Raw genomic sequence first — 18,363 nt, 5'->3', positions numbered from 1 at the left:
CTTTTTAAAAGTCGAACCTGGAAGTGATCATTTTTTTGCGGGTATAGAAGTTCAGCCCATCTTTTCCGTTGACATGAAGGTCGCCATAGAAAGAATCTTTCCATCCGGAGAATGGGAAGAATGCCATTGTTGCAGGTACCCCGACATTGACCCCGATCATCCCGGCATCCGCCTCTTCCCTGAACTGTCGCACCGCCTTTGCATCCTTTGTATAGATGGTGGCTCCGTTGCCGAAACGGGACTTTTCAATGTGCGCAAGTGCCTCATCAAGATCACTAGCTCTCAGCAAACTCAATACAGGGGCAAAGATCTCCTCTTTTGCTATCGTCATGTCAGGTTTTACATGATCAAAAATGGTAGGTCCCAGATAGTTTCCTTCTGTCAGATCTTCCATCTCCTTTCTGCCATCTCTGAGAAGTGTAGCACCTTCTGCCACTCCCTGTTTAATGTAGCCGATCACTTTTTCCCTGTGACTATCGCGAATAACCGGAGTCAACAACACTTCCTCATCCATCCCATTTCCGATTGACAAGGCATCCGCCTTCACTCTCAGCTCCTCGACAAACTTATCGTTGTCACCCACCACGACTACCGCACTGCAGGCCATGCATCGCTGTCCTGCACTACCGAATGCTGATGTTAATATATGCTGTGCAGCTTTTTCGATATCACAATCCGGCATGACCACATGATGATTTTTTGCTCCCGATAGTGCCTGAACCCGCTTCCCGTTTGCCGCTGATCTTTTATACACATATTTTGCAACCGGCTGCGATCCTACAAAGGAAATGGCTTTTACATCCTCATGATCAAGCAGGCCATTGACCACATCATGCGCCCCATGGACAATGTTCAACACCCCATCCGGTGCACCGGCCTGGGTGAACAGCTCGACTAAACGATTAGCCAGTAGTGGCGTCCTTTCGGATGGTTTCAGTACAAAAGTATTCCCGCAGGCAATGGCTAGAGGGAACATCCACAATGGTACCATCATCGGGAAATTGAATGGTGTAATCCCTCCGACCACCCCCAGCGGATAGCGATACATGCTCGAATCTATTTCTTCGGCGATATTTGCCAAGGTTTCACCCATCATCAGGGTTGGCGTCCCTGCGGCAAATTCGACACACTCCAAGCCCCGCTGCACTTCTCCATATGCCTCTTTATAAGCCTTTCCGTTCTCTGAAACAATGAGCTTGGCGAGCTCTTCGTGACGCTCTGTTAAGAGGTGGTGGTATTCATACATAATGCGTGCCCGTTTCGGGACAGGGACATTCCGCCATGTTTGAAAGGCGGCTTTGGCAGCCTTGACTGCATCCTCTACATCCTCTTTGGTCGAGAACGGAACCCTTGCCAGGCATTCCTTCGTTGCCGGGTTTTCGACATCAAAGGTCTCCGAACCTCTAGAGTCCACCCACTTCCCGTTAATATAATTTTGTAGTACGACCGTATCCTTTGACGTTGTTGTCATTAGACTACCTCCCGTTTTTTGAATTTTTAGAACTTATGCCTATTATCTGATAAAATTGCAAGGCTTTCATTAGACAAAATGTAAAACTTATTGAAGGATTGTTTCCACATTTTGATTACAGAGCTACTCATTAAAAGAGGAAGTGGAATATTTCGGATTCCGGGGGAGGAAATAGAATAATTGGTGGGCTGAGGTGCTTTTTGTACCGTATTAGGGGGAAAGATCAAAGCTGACGTTAGGATGAGCTTTTCACCTGCATTCATCGTGTAAAAAGCCCGTCATCTACCTTATGATGAGCTTTTCACCTGTAATCTTCGCGGAAAAAGCCCGTCATCTACCTTATGATGAGCTTTTCACCTGTATTCGTAGCGTAAAAAGCCCGTCATCTACCATTTATATGAAAAAATTGTGCACACCTAATGACAGCCACCTCATATAGCAAAATAGACCTCATCATATGGATGAAGTCTAGGTCTATCGTATATTTTTTTCATGTTTTACAGATTCGAGGTTGTTCTATTTGAGTCTTCAAAATAAGCATTCGTCGAGTTAAGATACTCATACACCATAATCATGAATTCGATTACCAGCCTCTTCTCCGCAAGCATGAAGTCCTCACCAAGCAGGGTCTCCAGCTTTTGAATACGATGGTATAGGGTTTGCCGCACAATAAACAGCTGATTGGCCGTCTCCTTTTTCGATCCATTACACGAAAGATAGACCTTCAGCGTCTCGAGCAGTTTACCATTGTGTTTCTGATCATGAACAATAACCGGTTCAAGATACTCCATCACGAACTCCCTCAGGTCTTGCTGCTTTTGCATATAGGAAATGAGCCGATAGATATGTAAGTCTTCAAAAAAGGAGGAATACACCCCGTGAAGGAGCTGCTCCTGTATTTTCATTGCTTCCCAGGCAGTCCAATAGCTCTTGGACATCTGTTCAAGTCCATGAACATACTTCCCTACACTCAATCTGAGAAATTTCCTTCCATTCTTATCACTTTGCTTGGAGATCAGGGTGGATATTCCTTCCTTCACCCGCTCCTTCCATCTTCCTTCATCTCTGCGATTAAGCAGGATGACTGTGAGGGTATTTTTCATTTCCGTAAAAAATACCGAGAATCCCTGCTGCTCGAATATGGAACGGAACAACAGTGTTAAATAGGTTTTATCTAGAGAAGGAGAGTCCAAGTCATTCTTTTTGCATAGGAGGACCACGCCGTTTTTCACAAAAATGGAGTCATGCCGCGACAAGAACTCTCTGATGGATTCAAGGGATTGGCCGCCATCCAACCAGCTTCGAAGCCATTCGCTTTCTTCCAGTCTTCTTTTTTCCTCCACATATAGACCGCGCAACAAATGCTGTGCAAGTGCCGTTACCGTTCTGTCAAGCATGAGCAGATCAAATTCACTTAATGGACGGTCCTTGGAGTAGAGGTGTATCACCCCATATTGCTTGTCCAGTACTTGTATAGGCTGCTTTAAATGCAGATTTTCATCGTTATCGTAATTGGAAAGAGCTGTTATTAATTCTTTACGTTTATGAATTGGAACACTTGGTATAAAATAAATATCCTGATTCTCTTTTTCATAGATAATCTGGGTGCCAATATGTTCATGGAGGTAGGAAAGAATTTCTTCTTCATGGGAGATTGTGAGAAGTTTTTTATTTAGTCTTTGGGCATACATTTCAAGCTCTGAAATCTTTTTGTACTGCTGGTTGATCAGGATGGAATGAATATCCTGCGTTATCCCGACAAAGGACACCTCTTCATGAAAAAGAATGAGAGGGAAGTGGTGCTCATCTGCAAGAGCAATGATTTCCGCTGGAATTGTCGAGGTGTACCTGCCCTTTTCAATACAAAGTCCTGCTGCATGGCAGTTGATTAATTGTTGCACAAAAGAATGGAAGGCGGCCGGATTGTCACCAAAGGATACACCAGTGGAGAGGATCAGCTCCTGGCCATTCAGCAGGTTTTCAATGGTGGTGATTTCCACAACATGAACCCATTTGACTAAACGGTTCATACCTTTTTCACCTGCAATTACCTCTGCCTTCTCAAAATGAGTTCGCTGCATTATTTCCTGTAAGGATAGCATGCCTTTCATGTATTCACCTCATTTTTATTGCTTACTTTCATTATACCGTATTCCTCCGGCTTAATTATGTAAATATTCTGACAAGAATAAACAAAAGGTGACATAAACCTCGATTCAGGTTACCGTCACCTTTTGTTATAGCTGTTTTCACATAAATTGTTGCTTTTGTTGTACTCAAAGTAAACACGTTATATTACTGGTCCTCGTGCTCTTTTCAGTGTAGTAGATTCTTTATCACTTTGAATAATATGGAGAGAAATGCTGTAAAAAATCCAAGTGCCGATTTTTTACGGGCGTAAAGCAACAAACTTTAAGAAAAGAGCCTTTGTTATCAATTATTTATTGGAAAATTCAGTTGGATTTCCTTGACCATTTCTTGAAATTCACCTTCGTCATTGAAATCACTGGAATCCCAGTTTTCCAGAATCCAATTGACCAGCTCTTCAGGCGAATTGAAAAACTCTCCACTGGAATCGGCCTTGCGAATCGTGAAACGGTTATTATCCTCATCAATTGTCACTTCACAAGGATAGGCACTTTCTTTACACTTCAATTGATATTCCATTACTGAACGCTCCTTTCACGATGCAGTTTACAAGATTTTATTCCTTGTTCCGAATATCTATGAGGGTTTTTCTACTTTTCTTTTTGCAGCTGGCGAATCAAAAGGGATGCGAAGTATTTTCTGGAATCTGCATGTTTAATGTGTAAGGTTTCTTCCTGTTTATCGGTGCCCGCTTTTTTCTCCAGGAGCAGAAAAGCACCCTCCAGGTTCTCTTCGACATTCTTTATTCTGAATCCTTTATCCATAAAGTAATCAATCTTATCCCGTTCTGCCAGGAATTGCTGATAATCACTCATATTCTTCCTCCTTCATTAACTGGAAAGCTCTTTTGGCTCCTCCACTTCTTCCTCACCTTCTGTAATAACCCAATCTCTTCCCACTGTGATTCCAAGATATTTTTCATCATCCGGATCGATAATTTCCGCCTGCTGGTACACATTGAAGTACCAATACTTTGCAAGTACATAATAGACTGCGGCACCGACAACAAAGCCAACAATAAAAGAATAGTTGGTCAGGAAATAGGCCGCTGTCCCCCCTGCAATCCAGGCAATGAAGCCTGCCATATTCACACCATGGAAATACTTGAATTGACCATTCTCTTCATAGAGGTCATATACATTCACTCTTCGTTTTCTTAGAAGATAGTAATCAGCAAATAATATCCCAACAATGGCAGACAAAATTCCACCGACTATTAACAAAAGTGGGATCAAAATGTCAAATAGACTCCAAGGCTGGACGACACTGCCCACAATTCCAGCGATAAATACACCCGCCCAGAACGGAACTTTCGGGCCGCCAACATTGGAGAAGATTGTGGCGGCAGGAATTACATTGGCAGAGGCATTGGTTGACCACTGAGCGAAGATGATCATCAGTAAAAGGACACCAAGCACGATACCTGAAGCTGCTTCCTGCAAGGCTACCACCGGATCATAATTGGAAACAGCGATATAGGCCACTCCCCCGATGATAACCATAAATGTCTGGGTCAAAGGCAGTGCAATGACGCTTCCGACAATACTGGACTTATTTCTCTTCAACCAGCTTCGTTCATATTTCGGAGCCTTGATGAAGCGCGAAATGGATGGAATATCTGCCGCAAGTGTTGCCCAGAAACCCATATTACTGAATATGACGATCAAGAAGGCAGTAAAAGCGGCACCTCCTGTGACAGGACTTTCAATCCATGTCCATACATCTCTTCCCTGTTCAAGTGCACGATCGGATAAAGTGGTGTACATCCAGGCTGATATGAGGATGATGATCGGTGCAGCCAAATCGGCAAATCGTTCAACAGCCTTTATCCCAAGGGCAGTATTGATTAATTGTACCGCCGCAAAAATAAGATAGCAGACAAACCAGTTATCAAAATTGAAAAGCGTATCCAGAATGGCGTTCATGGCTGTAGCTCCGAAAAATGTGTTTATCCCAAACCAAAAGGAAGCTGTCAGCCCGCGAATAATGGAAGGAATATGAGTACCCAGTGTTCCAAATGGGGCCCGCATATAAACCGGAAAGCTGAGTCCATGCTCTATCCCGATATCTCCGGTGATGGTCATAAAGAGTCCTATCCCGACGCTTCCGATTATCGTGGCAAGTATCACCCAGCCAAGCGACAGGTTTTGAACCCCTGCTCCTCCGATTGCAAATGCAGCCAATACTACTGCCATTCCCACCCACATCACTGCAAACCCAAGTGTCCCTATTTTTCTGCCATCATGAGAAATAGGCAGTAAATCTGGAGATTTTAAATAACTAGATTTCTTTTTCATAAACATAGCACCCCTCAATTATTAATCCAAAATAAGATCAAAAGAGCTTCTAACAACAATTGCCTGACCCAATAAAATGATGTAGGCCAAGCAATCGGAAGGTCATCTGTATATGATTGTAGGGTAGGTGGGTCAGATAGAGAGCGTCTCGTTCTGTTTCAGTTTTTTCATTGTTCCATATTTTTCCCGTTTGATATATTGTCCACTGCCGGCCTTGCCAACAAACTGCCTGTCACGAACGACAAATTCCCCCCGTACCATGACGGAGACAGGTTCTCCTGTAATCTTCATACCTTCAAAGGCATTATAATCGACAGCCATGTGGTGGGTTGCCGCCGAAATGACACGCTCCTTATTTGGATCGAATAATACGAGGTCAGCGTCTGCTCCAACTGCAATCGTCCCTTTTTTCGGAAACATCCCAAATAGCTTTGCCACTCTGGTAGATACGATGTCCACAAACTGATGGATGGTGATTCTGCCTTTCTTTACGCCTTCAGAGAATAGGACGCTCACTCTGTCCTCAATCATCGGTCCCCCATTTGGAATCTTCGTAAAGTCCCCTTTACCAAGACTTTTTTGTCCGTTAAAATCAAATGAACACTGATCGGAACCAAGCGTCTGCAGCTGACCGCTTTTCAGGGCATTCCAGAGTACGTTCTGGTGCCATTTTTCACGTAATGGCGGGGACCACACGTATTTGGCACCTTCAAAATCAGGCAATTCCAAATGGCTTTGATCCAGCGCCAAATATTGAGGGCAGGTCTCCCCCCAGATATCCACGCCTTTGTTTCTTGCCTCTGCAATCTTTTCTACTGCTTCCGCACAGGAAACATGCACCACATACAGCTGGGATTTTGCAAGGGAGGTAAGCTGGGCAGCTCTCCCAGTCGCTTCCCCCTCCACTTCCGGAGGTCTGGTCAACGCATGATAGACAGGATCAGTGTTTCCATTCTTTAATGCTTCTTTCGTCAAGTAGTCAATGACATCCCCATTTTCCGCATGTACCATCACAAGTGCTCCTAAATCCTTGGCCGCTACCAGCGTACGGAATAACGTTTCGTCATCAGCCTGAAATACATTTTTGTAGGCCATGAAAACCTTAAAGGAGGTGATCCCCTCTTCCTGTATCACAGATGGAAGCTCTGCAAGCACACTTTCATTGATTTCCCCTATCATTAAATGAAAACTGTAATCAATGACCGACTTATCCTTTGACTTGTTGTGCCAGGTCTGGATAGCATCTTTCAATGGTTTCCCTTTTTCAGTGAGGCAGAAATCAATAATCGATGTCGTCCCTCCAAATGCAGCTGCCATGGTACCCGATTCAAAATCATCCTTTGTAACCGTTCCACCGAATGGCATATCCAAATGAGTATGCGGATCGATGGCTCCCGGAAACACGAAACAACCTTTTGCATCAATCACTTCCGCATCACCAGCTGACAAATTGTGACCGATTGCTGAAATGGTTTCCCCTTCGATTAAAATATCCGCTTCATACCTATCACTCGCTGTTATGATGACACCGTTCTTGATCAGTTTTTTCCTTGCCATATTCAATCATTCCCCCTTATTTAACCGTGTCCACTTCCATTTGCTTTAACAAACCTAACGCAGACTGCCTATCATTCCATGTCATTGGCGGCTGTTCGTGTGGAAGCTCAACCATCGTGATCGCATCTTCCACCGGACAGACGATCGAGCAGAGGTTACAGCCGACACAATCCTCTTCCCTGACCTGTAAATAAGGCTTCCCATGCGAGTCCTTCAACATATCAATACATTGGTGGGAGGTATCCTCACAGGCGATATGGCACTTGTTACAGTTTATACAGGTGTCCTGATTGATTCGGGCCACTATTTTATAATTCAGATCGAGGTTGCCCCAATCCGAATACTTCGGAACCGATTTCCCGACTAGCTCCATCACCGAATGAATTCCCTTTGAATCCAAATAATGAGATAGTCCCTCTATCATATCCTCCACGATCCGGAAACCGTGGTGCATAGCAGCGGTGCAAACCTGTACTCCTGTTGCTCCCATCAGCATGAATTCAACCGCATTCTGCCAATCGGATACTCCGCCCATCCCTGAAATAGGTACATTTATCCGAGGGTTTCTCGCACATTCTCCAACCATATTCAGCGCAATAGGCTTAACCGCCGGACCACAATATCCTCCATGTGCCCCTTTTCCTGCTACGTGGGGAATCGTGTTCCAGCTGTCCAGATCGACTCCTGCGAGACTATTGATGGTATTGATCATACTGACTGCATCTGCTCCACCTCTGACAGCAGCTTCCGCCGTTACGGTGATATCCGTTATATTGGGGGTTAACTTCACAATTACCGGTGTTTGTGCAGCTTCCTTCGCCCAGTAGGTCTGCTTTTCCACCAGTTCCGGAACCTGCCCTGAAGCGGAACCCATCCCCCGTTCTGCCATTCCATGCGGACAGCCGAAATTAAGCTCCAGTCCATCCACACCTACCGCTTCCACCTTTTTGACGATTTCATGCCACTTTTCCTGTTTGGGCTCCACCATCAACGAGGCAATCAGTACGCGGTCTGGAAATCTTTTTTTCGTTTCTGCAATCTCCTTCAGATTCACCTCCAGAGGGCGATCCGTTATCAGTTCGATATTATTGAATCCCGCCACTCGTTGTCCGTTGAAGCTTACGGCTGCGAAACGGGAAGACACATTGATAATGGGGTCGCCAAGTGTTTTCCAAACCGCTCCACCCCATCCCGCTTCAAATGCCCTCTGCACCTGATAGCCCGAATTTGTAGGCGGTGCGGATGCCAACCAGAAAGGATTCGGTGATTTAATTCCTGCAAAATTAATTGATAAATCTGCCAAACTGTTCCCCCCTCACTAGGTTTCATTGCTTCTTTAGGCTGTCTCTATTGCTTGCTTCACTAAGCTTTCATACAGGGCATAGGCAGTCTGCTTGCCTTGCTGGGCAGCTGTCACTACCATCGCTTCCCCTTGGCCTTTTCCGAAAATGACATCACCACAGGCAAATACTTTCCTGTTTGAAGTGCTATGTGTTTGAGGGTCTATCTTTACGACTCCTCCATCGTGTGCCAAACCGAACTCTTCAATCAGTGATGTATACCTTGTCTGTCCAATCGCCTTGATCACTGCGTCCACTTCAAGCAGAAATTCAGACCCCTCCACTTTAACAGGTCTTCTGCGTCCGTCTTCACCCGGTGAACTCAACTCCATTTTGACGCACTCAATATGCGTTACCTCTCCCTCTTCATTTCCGATAATTCTATTCGGGGCAGTCAGCCATCTGAATTCCACTCCATCCTGCTTGGCAAATTCGTATTCGAAATCGTAGGCTGTCATCTCCTCCTGCGTTCTGCGGTAAAGAATTTTTACATTTTTAGCACCCAGCCGGACCGAACAGGTTGCACCATCTATCGCAGTATTTCCTGCACCAATTACGACAACATTCTTTCCTTTGAATTGATCGCCGATCGCTTTTGTTTTTGTTTCTTTTACAAAATCTATCGCATCATAGACACCTGAAAGATTTTCTCCTTCAATTCCAAGCATCGGTACACTCGCCATTCCTATAGCAAGGATCACTCCATCATACTGGGCAAGAATCTCCTCCACTCCGATATCCACACCCACTCTTGTATTTGTCCGGATTTCCACATCCAGGCTCTTAACCTGATCCACTTCCCAATACGAAACGCTCTTTGGCAGGCGGAATGAAACGATCCCATAAGTATTCAAACCCCCAGCTTCTGCCTCTGCTTCAAAAATGGTCACTTCAAATCCCAGTAAAGCAAGCTCCCTTGCAGAGGATAGACCTGCAGGCCCACCACCAACAACCGCAATTTTTTTGCCATTAGGTGTGCCTTTTTGAAAAAGAGTCTGTTCATTTTTGATTGCCCAATCTGTGGCATACCGCTGCAGGTCTCCGATGATGATCGGCTTTGTATGATGATTCAGCACACATGCCCCTTCACATAATTCCTCTGTCGGGCATACCCTCGAGCAGCTTGCTCCTACAGGATTGGCAGACATGATGGTTTTGGTGGAGCCTTTAAGATTTCCTGAAGCAATCTTCTTAATGAAAGAAGGGATATCAATGCTGGTCGGACAGGCGACAATACATGGAGCATCATAGCAATAAAGGCATCGATTCGCTTCTTCAATGGCTTCTCGGTCTGACAGTCCCGGCTTCACTTCCAGGAAATTTAAAGATAAGTTATCATAGTCAATCCTTTTGACAGTTTTCAATCGAACATCTCCTTTCTTTTTCGAACATCGTAAAAAAAGAGATCACTCTTTTTCATGTGTCCCCTTCATTCAGAGAAGGAATCAGGTTCACAAATGTTACGAAAGAGTCATCCCTTTATTGCCTTTACGGCAAAAGCGCTGTCATTTCTTCATAGGTTTCCGGTCTTCTGTCACGGTAGAATTGCCACACATCTCTCACTTCACGGATAAGTTTTTTGTTCATTTCCCCGATTATCACCTCATCCTGATCTCGGCTCCCGATCGAAACAAAGGAACCACGTGGGTCAACGAGATAGGACTGTCCATAGAATTCTCCCATTTTCCAAGGCCCCTCCACTCCGACCCGGTTGATGGCACCTACATAATAGCCGTTTGCTACAGCGTGTGCAGGCTGTTCGAGCTTCCATAGATATTCGGAAAGACCTGCAACAGTTGCAGAAGGATTGAAGACGATTTCTGCTCCTTTTAAGCCTAAGAGGCGAGCGCCCTCCGGGAAATGGCGGTCATAGCATATGTAGACGCCGACCTTCGCATAGGCGGTATCAAAAATCGGATATCCGAGATTGCCTGGTTTAAAATAGAACTTCTCCCAAAACCCATGCCCCTGGTCTCCAACACCAACTTGAGGAATATGCTGCTTGCGGTATTTTCCAAGATAGCTTCCATCGGCATCGATTACTGCTGCCGTGTTATAATAGGTGGCTATGCCTTCGCGTTCATAGATAGGAAGGACAATGACCACTCCCAGTTCCTTAGCCAGGTCCTGAAACAGCCTGGTTGTCGGTCCATGCGGGATTTCCTCTGCCGCTTCATACCATTTCGGGTTTTGTTCACTACAAAAATAAGGACCATAAAAAATCTCCTGTAAGCAGATTATTTGCGCCCCTTTTTCCTTTGCTTCTCTTACTAATTTAATGTGCTTCTCAATGGCAGCCTTTTTGTGAACCTCCACCGGTTCCGTGCCGTCCACATCATTGGAAGCTTGAATCAAGCCAATCATCACTTTGTCGGACATCCCATTACCCCCTTTGAAGAATGCAACTAGCCTGTGTTTCGCTTAATTTTTAGAATTGTTTGAACTTTATGTATATTGTACTTCCTTACTTGTCTTTTTTCACTATACATAATGTTAAATGATGAAGAGGTGAGACTGTCCAATGTGTAAAGTGAGGGATAGACTTTACAAAAAAAATCCGCCCTGCCATTAGCAGGACGGATTTCATCATATATTTTCGGCTCCATTAAACACCGCTGTTGATTTCCGCACTAGGCAGCGACCCAAGGGGTGGTGCTGGAGCCTCCTCGGGCTTCGCCCTGTGGGGTCTCCAGCCTACCGCTACCTCCCGCAGGACAAGGAAGTCTTCGGCAGCGATACATCGCACGAAGAAAATGCTCGCATTTTCGAGGAGTCTTCGCCTATTGCTCCAATCAACAGCTAGATACAAATAATCTACACTATTCTTTAACTGAGCCTAAACTCAAGAAAACATTCGCTTGGCACGTTTTCTCATTTTTTTCATATTGCGTTTGGAAGTCATATCCCCAAGAAAGTTTTGTACATCATTGTTTTTACTTAGACGGCTCGCTGCTGCCCCCAAGCCTATCATTAACAAAGAAGACATTGCTTTGTTCATGCGACTCACTCCCAACTATTAGTTACATGCTGATTTGTCGATCGTCTTCATGAAATAAATCATCCAATGAACTTAGGGTTCCATCCTCTTCTACTTGATGAGTATGGACCACACCTTTGGAGACAGAAAGCTCAATAAAACAGCCCCAGCAATAGAATTGGTTCACACCAATTTTTCCGATATCTTTACTTTTGCAATTAGGACAACAAAGAACCACCATCGAACACCTCTCGTTAGGTTGATACAGAAACGACGACGGTATCTTTTCCGATGATAAGATCAAGAGGGTGCTGAATGATTTTCTTGCCCTCTGCAATATCTGCGAAAAAGCCGTCCGTTACCTCATATCCTACGATTGTGCCCGTTTCTTCCTCAAAATATACATCATCGAGAAGCCCAAGTTTATTCCCTTCTCCAGTCAAGAAGGATTTTCCCTTGATTCCATGTGAATGGAGAAAAAAAACTTCGCCATCCTCCTTCTTAACGGTGGAAAGTTCATGCGCTTCTGCCATGATACCGTCGTCTCCAAAGGATTTGATATACTCGAATGGAAGAAATTTTTTACGATGGATTACGCCCTTTCCGTCGATAATGAGTCCTTTTACCTGTCCGGGTTCCACTATGCAAAAGTCAGTAATCCGGCCGATTTTATTACCTGATGCCCTATCATATATTAGCATCCCAACCACTCGAGAAAATGTTCTCAAAGAAACCCACCTCTTTTCGAACATTAATAGGTTTCGTCTCGGAGAACTATGTCATACAGCGAAAGGTTTTCCAATTGAAAATAAGAAAAAAAGGCTAATCCTAAGGACAGCCTCTTCTATTCATCCTCGCCCATAAAGTCATATGGCGATATGTTTTCCATTCCGATATTGGCATCCTTCCAGAAAGGGATTTCCGCAAGAATGGCCTCGTCCGCTTCGTCGTTCTGTAAGACAATCGAGGCTTGATTATTCAGCCTTTCCTTCAATGAAGTCTGCCTCGCCTGCTCATCGGCCCGTTGTACCCCGATCCTTAATGCATCTTCTTCCCCGCATAGTATCAGGAAGCGTTTAGAACGTGTTACTGCAGTGTAAAGCAAATTTCTGCGCAGCATTCGGTAATAGCTTTTCACAACAGGAAGCACCACAATTGGAAACTCACTTCCTTGGGACTTATGTATGGAACAGCAGTATGCATGCGTAATCTGGCCGAGGTCCTGTTTTGTATAGGTTACTTCATTACCTTCAAATGATACGATCACCATGTCTTGCTTTTCCGTGTTCTCTTTGGCATAGAAGATGGAAACAACTTCACCTATATCCCCGTTGAATACATTACTCTCCGGCTGATTGACGAGCTGCAGCACTTTGTCTCCTGATCGATAGACGACATTTCCGAAGGCCAGTTCACGACGCCCTTCACTTTTAGGGTTGAATAGCTCCTGCAGCATTTCATTCAGCTTGTCAATACCGGCATTTCCGCGATACATTGGCGCCAGCACCTGGATATCGCGCGCGGTGTACCCTTTGCTCTGGGCATTGGCACAGACCTTTTTGACCACGTCCATTATCTGGGCTTGCCCACATTTGATAAAGGACCGGTCTTTCTTGGCCACCGCTATATCTGCCGGCACCACACCATCCTTCATGCTATGCGCCAGCTCGATGATGGAGCTTCCATCCGCTTGCCTGTAGATATCCGTCAACTTCACAGTTGGAATGGCTTGGGAGGACAATAGGTCTTTTAATACTTGTCCTGGACCAACCGAAGGAAGCTGGTCTTCATCCCCTACCAAGACAACTTGAATATCTGCCGGCAGTGATTTGAACAACTGGTTTGCAAGCCATATGTCCACCATCGACACCTCATCGACAATCAGCAGCTTACCGGGAATTGGATTTTCTTCATCATGCTGAAAGCCTTCGGAGCCGTTCCATCCAAGCAACCTGTGTATGGTAAGAGAAGGCAGGCCGGTCGCTTCACTCATCCTTTTCGCAGCACGGCCTGTTGGTGCCACAAGCATAATTGGAAACGGATCGTCCTTGGAATAATCGTCCGGTTCCAGCGAACATCCATGAAGGTCTGCATACAGCTCCACAATCCCCTTGATGACAGTTGTTTTTCCAGTTCCGGGTCCTCCTGTCAAAAGGAGCATCGGAGTCATCAATGCCTGCTGGATTGCCTCTTTCTGGGAAGGGGCATATTGCACCTTCAATCGGTCCTCCAATTCACCCAGAGCCAATAAAAATTCGGACTCCGGGAACTGCTCCGCATACTGGGTTTGCTCCATCACTCTTTTGATATTAGAGACAAGCCCCTGCTCTGAAAAGTAGAGACTCGGAAGATAGACACGTCCCTCTTCCGACTTCAGTTTGCCCTCTTCCGTCAGCTGCAGAATTTCCCGAGAAATGTCAGAATCTACAACCAATCCTTGCTGCTTCTCGTTTAAAAGCTTCCACACAGCTTCTACCAGCTGATTTTCCGAAACAAAACAATGCCCCTCCGACATGGAATACTGCTCTAGCATGTACAAGCATCCTGCCCTGATACGATCCGGATGGTTACCGGAAATACTGAAGTGACTGCCGAGCTCATCTGCCCTTGCAAATCCGATACCTTCCACATCCTCGACAAGCTGATAGGGGTTCTTTTGAAGGATACTGATTGTTTCATCCTTATAGGTCTGATAGATCTTCATGGAGAGCTGCGGGCCAAACCCAAATTGTGAAAGGGCAATCATGACTTGTTCAAGCCCCTGATGCTCCATTAGGGAGTCATAGAGCAGCTTCGCTTTGTCACCAGGCAGTTTTGGGATCGAATCAAGGACAGAGGGATTCTCTAAAATCTTGGAGATGGCATTCTCACCTAGTGCATCCGCTATTTTCTCTGCAGTCTTTTTTCCGATTCCCGAAAATAAGTCACTGGATAGATACTGTACAATACCTTGACGTGTTTGCGGGATATCTTTGCGGAAGTGTTCAACATGAAACTGAAGTCCAAAACGGGGATGCTCTTTCATCGTCCCGAAAAATATGTATGTTTCATCCTCATGGATACGAGGGAAATACCCAGTTACGACCGCTTCCTTTTCCTCATATGGAACATTTGTCTCCGTCACTCTGATCCGGACAACGGAATACATATTGGATTCGTTGTGGAAAATGGTGACTAGATGAGAGCCTTTTATAAATTTTTCATGTTCCTCGAACAAGTCGAGAGAGGATTGCTGCTTCTGGTCCTTCATGGGATTTCCCTCCGTCCCTTAATTTTCCGTCAAAATCTTTTTTGCATGGGCTGCCAGCATATGGTCTGCCTGTACATCCAGTGCCTTGTCGAGCATCTCAATCGCCTTATCTCTATTTTCCTGGTACGCATATGCCACTCCCAAGTTATAATACGCATCAGCATGGCTATCATCATTTTTCACTACTTGTTCAAACTCCACAGTTGCTTCCTTGATCAGAGCCAGTCCAGCCAGGCATAATCCGTATTGGAATCTTGCTTCCGTGTCCTCCGGTTTCAATTCGACCGCTCTCTGGAAATATGGAAGTGCAAGCTTCGGCTGTTCAAACTGCAGCAATGTCATGCCAAGCATAAAATAGATATCACTATCATTGACTCCCTTTTTCATTGCAAGCTCAAAGTGATCCTTTGCCTCATGCCATTTTTCTAGCTGATAATAGACATTGCCAAGACCATAATGGGCTGTTCCCATGTTTTCATCTTTCGATAGTGCCCGCTCAAAGAACTTCATCGCTTTTTCCAGTTCTCCCACAGCACTCAGCACGTTGCCGAAATTGACATAGGCAACTGCATTATCCGGGTTCTGTTCAATCTCTTCCGAAAAAGCAGCCAGTGCCTCTTCATATTTTCCTTCTTGCAAATATTGAATACCTAAAGCATTATTGTCTTTCATCTATGATTGCACCTCTTTATCGCTATTTTCCCCCAATAAGTATAACACAGGAAAAACCTCCACTCCTATTAGAAGTAGAGGTTTTCTATTTATCCAACATACCATAGTTTTTCGTTATTTTTGAAAACATGATCGATGGTTCCGCCGCCTAAGCATTCGTCGCCATTATAGAATACGACCGCTTGACCAGGTGTAACCGCGCGAAGCGGCTCATCGAAGATCACCTTTACCCTGTTGTCTTCAAGATGCTCGATACGTACTTTGTTATCCTGTTGGCGATAACGGAATTTCGCTGTACACGCCATTCCATCTTCAGGAGCCTTATCAGATACCCAGCTGACGTCGGCTGCAATGATGGAATCGGAATAAAGAAGCTCGTTATCGAAGCCTTGGCCTACATAAAGAACGTTCTTTTCGAGGTCCTTGCCGATAACAAACCATGGATCTCCGCTTCCGCCGATGCCGAGGCCATGACGCTGGCCGATGGTATAATACATCAATCCATCATGCTTGCCCATTACTTTCCCATCCATCGTAAGCATATTGCCTGGCTGTGCAGGAAGGTAGCCGCTCAGGAATTCCTTGAAATTGCGTTCCCCGATAAAACAGATTCCAGTGCTATCTTTTTTTGTTGCTGTAGCAAGATTGGCACGCTTGGCAATTTCCCGGACTTCGGATTTTTGGATGTTACCGATTGGGAACATGACTTTGGAAAGCTGCTCCTGGCCCAATTGGTTCAGGAAGTAAGTTTGGTCTTTGTTTTCATCAAGCCCGCGCAGCATTTTGAACTCGCCATCACGGAACTCGACTTGTGCATAATGGCCTGTTGCCAAATAATCCGCTCCAAGGTCGATTGCATGCTCAAGGAATGCTTTGAACTTGATTTCCTTGTTGCACATGACATCAGGATTTGGTGTGCGTCCTGCTTTATACTCATTCAGGAAATACTGGAATACTTTGTCCCAATATTGCTTTTCGAAATTTACCGCGTAATAAGGGATACCGATCTGGTTACAGACGCGGATTACATCGTTGTAATCCTCTGTTGCAGTACATACGCCAAATTCATCGGTGTCGTCCCAGTTTTTCATGAAAATGCCGATTACATCGTAGCCCTGTTCTTTTAGAAGAAGTGCTGCTACAGAGGAATCCACTCCACCAGACATTCCTATTACTACACGGGTATCCTTTGGTGCTTTGTTCATTTTGATCACCCCGTATTTTATTTTGCTATTCTTTATAAACGCTTGCTGTAAAGAGTGTCGTTTTAAAAATAATTGACCCCGATACTCCGCTGTTGATTTCCGCACTAGGCACAGCGACCCAAGGGGCGATGCTGGAGCCTCCTCAGGCTTCGCCCTGCGGGGTCTCCAGCCTACCGCTACCTCCCGCAGGAGTCTTCGCCTATTGCTCCAATCAACAGCTAGCAAGCTAAAAAATCACACTAGTCTAGCGATTTTATAAGAAGAACTTATTTGTTCCTTGTCAATCGTTTTACCACTTTTGCCGTTTCTTCAGCAGCATGGATGATGTCTTCTTTTGTGTTACCTAAGCCGAAGCTGAAGCGGATGGAGGAAGCGATGCGGTCTGAGTCTTTTCCGAACATCGCGACAAGGACGTGTGACGGATCGATTGAACCTGCTGTACAGGCGGAGCCGCTGGAAACCGCTACACCGGACAGGTCCAGGTTAACCAGCAGGGACTCTACATTTGTTCCTGGAAAATAAACATTCATCACATGAGGTAATGACTGTTCCATCGTTCCGTTTATTTCAAACGACACCTCTTCCCGCTCCCAAATTTCCTTCATCACTTGCTTGAACTCCAAATACTGGACCGCTTTCTTGGCACCCTGCTCCACGCTCAGTTCGATGGCTGTCTTAAGTCCGACAATTCCGGCCACATTCTCCGTACCCGCGCGTCTTTTACGTTCCTGCTCCCCTCCATAGGTTAATGGAGCGAAGCTTGTACCGTTTCTGGCGTATAAAAAGCCGACGCCTTTGGGACCATTGATTTTATGGCTGGACATGGATAGAAAATCAATCCCCAGCTCATTCACATCTATTGAATAAAGTCCGAACGCCTGAACGGCATCGGTATGAAAATAAGCCTGATGGTCCTGAAGCATTTCCCCGATCTCTTTCATCGGCTGAACTGTGCCCACTTCATTGTTTCCAAACATGATGGTCACAAGGATCGTTTCATCTGTTAGAGCTTTCGCTACATCCTGTATATCTACAAGCCCGTTTTCATCTACAGGGAGGTAAGTCACCTGATAGCCCTCTTTTTCGAGCTGTTCACAAGTGTGCAGCACGGCATGATGCTCAATGGATGTTGTGATGATATGATTGCCCTTGTTTCTGTTTGCACGAGCCACACCTATGATTGCGAGATTATCCGCTTCTGTTCCACCGCTCGTAAAAATGATTTCATTTTCCTTCGCTCCGATGCTTCTTGCGGCAATGTTCCTCGCTTCATCCACATAATGCCTCGTTTTGCGGCCAAACTGATGAATACTCGACGGATTGCCGAATTCTTCTTTCATTACCGGAAGCATACTATCAATAACAGCCGGATGCATGGGAGAGGTTGCAGCATGATCTAAATAGACTCTTTTCAATGAGCACGCCTCCTTTCTTTATATAATGTTG

The 18,363-nt window shown here is 45.2% G+C and carries 16 protein-coding genes; all 16 read right to left on the bottom strand.

Annotated elements, in window-relative coordinates; genetic code table 11:
- Window positions 1-4 precede the first annotated feature (4 nt).
- The gene (locus tag ABN702_RS03955; protein WP_417899486.1) at window positions 5-1,471 is read right to left on the bottom strand and encodes a CoA-acylating methylmalonate-semialdehyde dehydrogenase; all 1,467 of its coding nucleotides are present in this window, start codon (window positions 1,469-1,471) and stop codon (window positions 5-7) included.
- 497 nt (window positions 1,472-1,968) lie between these two features.
- On the bottom strand, window positions 1,969-3,582 hold the full coding sequence (locus ABN702_RS03950) for a PucR family transcriptional regulator (protein WP_417899485.1): 1,614 nt from the start codon (window positions 3,580-3,582) through the stop codon (window positions 1,969-1,971).
- A gap of 322 nt (window positions 3,583-3,904) precedes the next feature.
- Window positions 3,905-4,138: a hypothetical protein gene (locus ABN702_RS03945; RefSeq protein WP_204416023.1), complete on the bottom strand. Its 234-nt coding sequence runs from the start codon at window positions 4,136-4,138 to the stop codon at window positions 3,905-3,907.
- Between the two features lie 71 nt (window positions 4,139-4,209).
- Window positions 4,210-4,434 carry a hypothetical protein gene (locus tag ABN702_RS03940; protein WP_417899484.1) on the bottom strand — a complete coding sequence of 75 codons (225 nt, stop codon included), beginning with the start codon at window positions 4,432-4,434 and terminating at the stop codon, window positions 4,210-4,212.
- Window positions 4,435-4,449: 15 nt separating this feature from the next.
- Entirely contained in the window at window positions 4,450-5,916 is a 1,467-nt protein-coding gene (locus ABN702_RS03935; protein WP_417899483.1) for an NCS1 family transporter, read from the bottom strand.
- Between the two features lie 132 nt (window positions 5,917-6,048).
- Entirely contained in the window at window positions 6,049-7,473 is a 1,425-nt protein-coding gene (hydA, locus tag ABN702_RS03930) for a dihydropyrimidinase (RefSeq protein WP_417899482.1), read from the bottom strand.
- A gap of 16 nt (window positions 7,474-7,489) precedes the next feature.
- Entirely contained in the window at window positions 7,490-8,776 is a 1,287-nt protein-coding gene (gene preA / locus ABN702_RS03925) for an NAD-dependent dihydropyrimidine dehydrogenase subunit PreA (RefSeq protein ID WP_417899481.1), read from the bottom strand.
- 33 nt (window positions 8,777-8,809) lie between these two features.
- Window positions 8,810-10,177: an NAD(P)-dependent oxidoreductase gene (locus ABN702_RS03920; RefSeq protein WP_417899480.1), complete on the bottom strand. Its 1,368-nt coding sequence runs from the start codon at window positions 10,175-10,177 to the stop codon at window positions 8,810-8,812.
- Between the two features lie 124 nt (window positions 10,178-10,301).
- Entirely contained in the window at window positions 10,302-11,192 is an 891-nt protein-coding gene (locus ABN702_RS03915; protein ID WP_386640416.1) for a nitrilase-related carbon-nitrogen hydrolase, read from the bottom strand.
- 463 nt (window positions 11,193-11,655) lie between these two features.
- The gene (locus ABN702_RS03910; RefSeq protein WP_417899479.1) at window positions 11,656-11,811 is read right to left on the bottom strand and encodes a YrzQ family protein; all 156 of its coding nucleotides are present in this window, start codon (window positions 11,809-11,811) and stop codon (window positions 11,656-11,658) included.
- Window positions 11,812-11,833: 22 nt separating this feature from the next.
- Complete coding sequence (locus ABN702_RS03905) at window positions 11,834-12,031, bottom strand: hypothetical protein (RefSeq protein ID WP_204416035.1); 198 nt, start codon at window positions 12,029-12,031, stop codon at window positions 11,834-11,836.
- Window positions 12,032-12,044: 13 nt separating this feature from the next.
- Window positions 12,045-12,518, bottom strand: a complete 474-nt coding sequence (locus tag ABN702_RS03900) for a PRC-barrel domain-containing protein (RefSeq protein WP_417899478.1) — start codon at window positions 12,516-12,518, stop codon at window positions 12,045-12,047.
- 116 nt (window positions 12,519-12,634) lie between these two features.
- Window positions 12,635-15,040, bottom strand: a complete 2,406-nt coding sequence (locus ABN702_RS03895) for an ATP-dependent RecD-like DNA helicase (RefSeq protein WP_417899477.1) — start codon at window positions 15,038-15,040, stop codon at window positions 12,635-12,637.
- Between the two features lie 18 nt (window positions 15,041-15,058).
- Entirely contained in the window at window positions 15,059-15,712 is a 654-nt protein-coding gene (locus tag ABN702_RS03890) for a tetratricopeptide repeat protein (protein ID WP_417899476.1), read from the bottom strand.
- A gap of 89 nt (window positions 15,713-15,801) precedes the next feature.
- On the bottom strand, window positions 15,802-16,917 hold the full coding sequence (gene mnmA, locus ABN702_RS03885) for a tRNA 2-thiouridine(34) synthase MnmA (RefSeq protein ID WP_417899475.1): 1,116 nt from the start codon (window positions 16,915-16,917) through the stop codon (window positions 15,802-15,804).
- A gap of 266 nt (window positions 16,918-17,183) precedes the next feature.
- On the bottom strand, window positions 17,184-18,332 hold the full coding sequence (locus tag ABN702_RS03880) for a cysteine desulfurase family protein (protein ID WP_417899474.1): 1,149 nt from the start codon (window positions 18,330-18,332) through the stop codon (window positions 17,184-17,186).
- Between the last annotated feature and the right edge of the window lie 31 nt (window positions 18,333-18,363).

The sequence above is a fragment of the Bacillus haimaensis genome, from assembly GCF_048270625.1.
In the GTDB taxonomy this organism is placed as follows: Bacteria; Bacillota; Bacilli; order Bacillales; family Bacillaceae_I; genus Sutcliffiella_A; species Sutcliffiella_A haimaensis.
This window is presented reverse-complemented; position numbering and strand designations above follow the sequence as displayed.

Bases quoted from the DNA above. Each gene is read 5' to 3' on its own strand.
- ABN702_RS03915 (WP_386640416.1), bottom strand. From the start codon at position 11,192: ATGTCCGACAAAGTGATGATTGGCTTGATTCAAGCTTCCAATGATGTG.
- ABN702_RS03940 (WP_417899484.1), bottom strand. From the start codon at position 4,434: ATGAGTGATTATCAGCAATTCCTGGCAGAACGGGATAAGATTGATTAC.
- ABN702_RS03890 (WP_417899476.1), bottom strand. From the start codon at position 15,712: ATGAAAGACAATAATGCTTTAGGTATTCAATATTTGCAAGAAGGAAAA.
- hydA (WP_417899482.1), bottom strand. From the start codon at position 7,473: ATGGCAAGGAAAAAACTGATCAAGAACGGTGTCATCATAACAGCGAGT.
- ABN702_RS03905 (WP_204416035.1), bottom strand. From the start codon at position 12,031: ATGGTGGTTCTTTGTTGTCCTAATTGCAAAAGTAAAGATATCGGAAAA.
- ABN702_RS03910 (WP_417899479.1), bottom strand. From the start codon at position 11,811: ATGAACAAAGCAATGTCTTCTTTGTTAATGATAGGCTTGGGGGCAGCA.
- ABN702_RS03955 (WP_417899486.1), bottom strand. From the start codon at position 1,471: ATGACAACAACGTCAAAGGATACGGTCGTACTACAAAATTATATTAAC.
- ABN702_RS03950 (WP_417899485.1), bottom strand. From the start codon at position 3,582: ATGAAAGGCATGCTATCCTTACAGGAAATAATGCAGCGAACTCATTTT.
- ABN702_RS03945 (WP_204416023.1), bottom strand. From the start codon at position 4,138: ATGGAATATCAATTGAAGTGTAAAGAAAGTGCCTATCCTTGTGAAGTG.
- ABN702_RS03895 (WP_417899477.1), bottom strand. From the start codon at position 15,040: ATGAAGGACCAGAAGCAGCAATCCTCTCTCGACTTGTTCGAGGAACAT.
- mnmA (WP_417899475.1), bottom strand. From the start codon at position 16,917: ATGAACAAAGCACCAAAGGATACCCGTGTAGTAATAGGAATGTCTGGT.
- ABN702_RS03935 (WP_417899483.1), bottom strand. From the start codon at position 5,916: ATGAAAAAGAAATCTAGTTATTTAAAATCTCCAGATTTACTGCCTATT.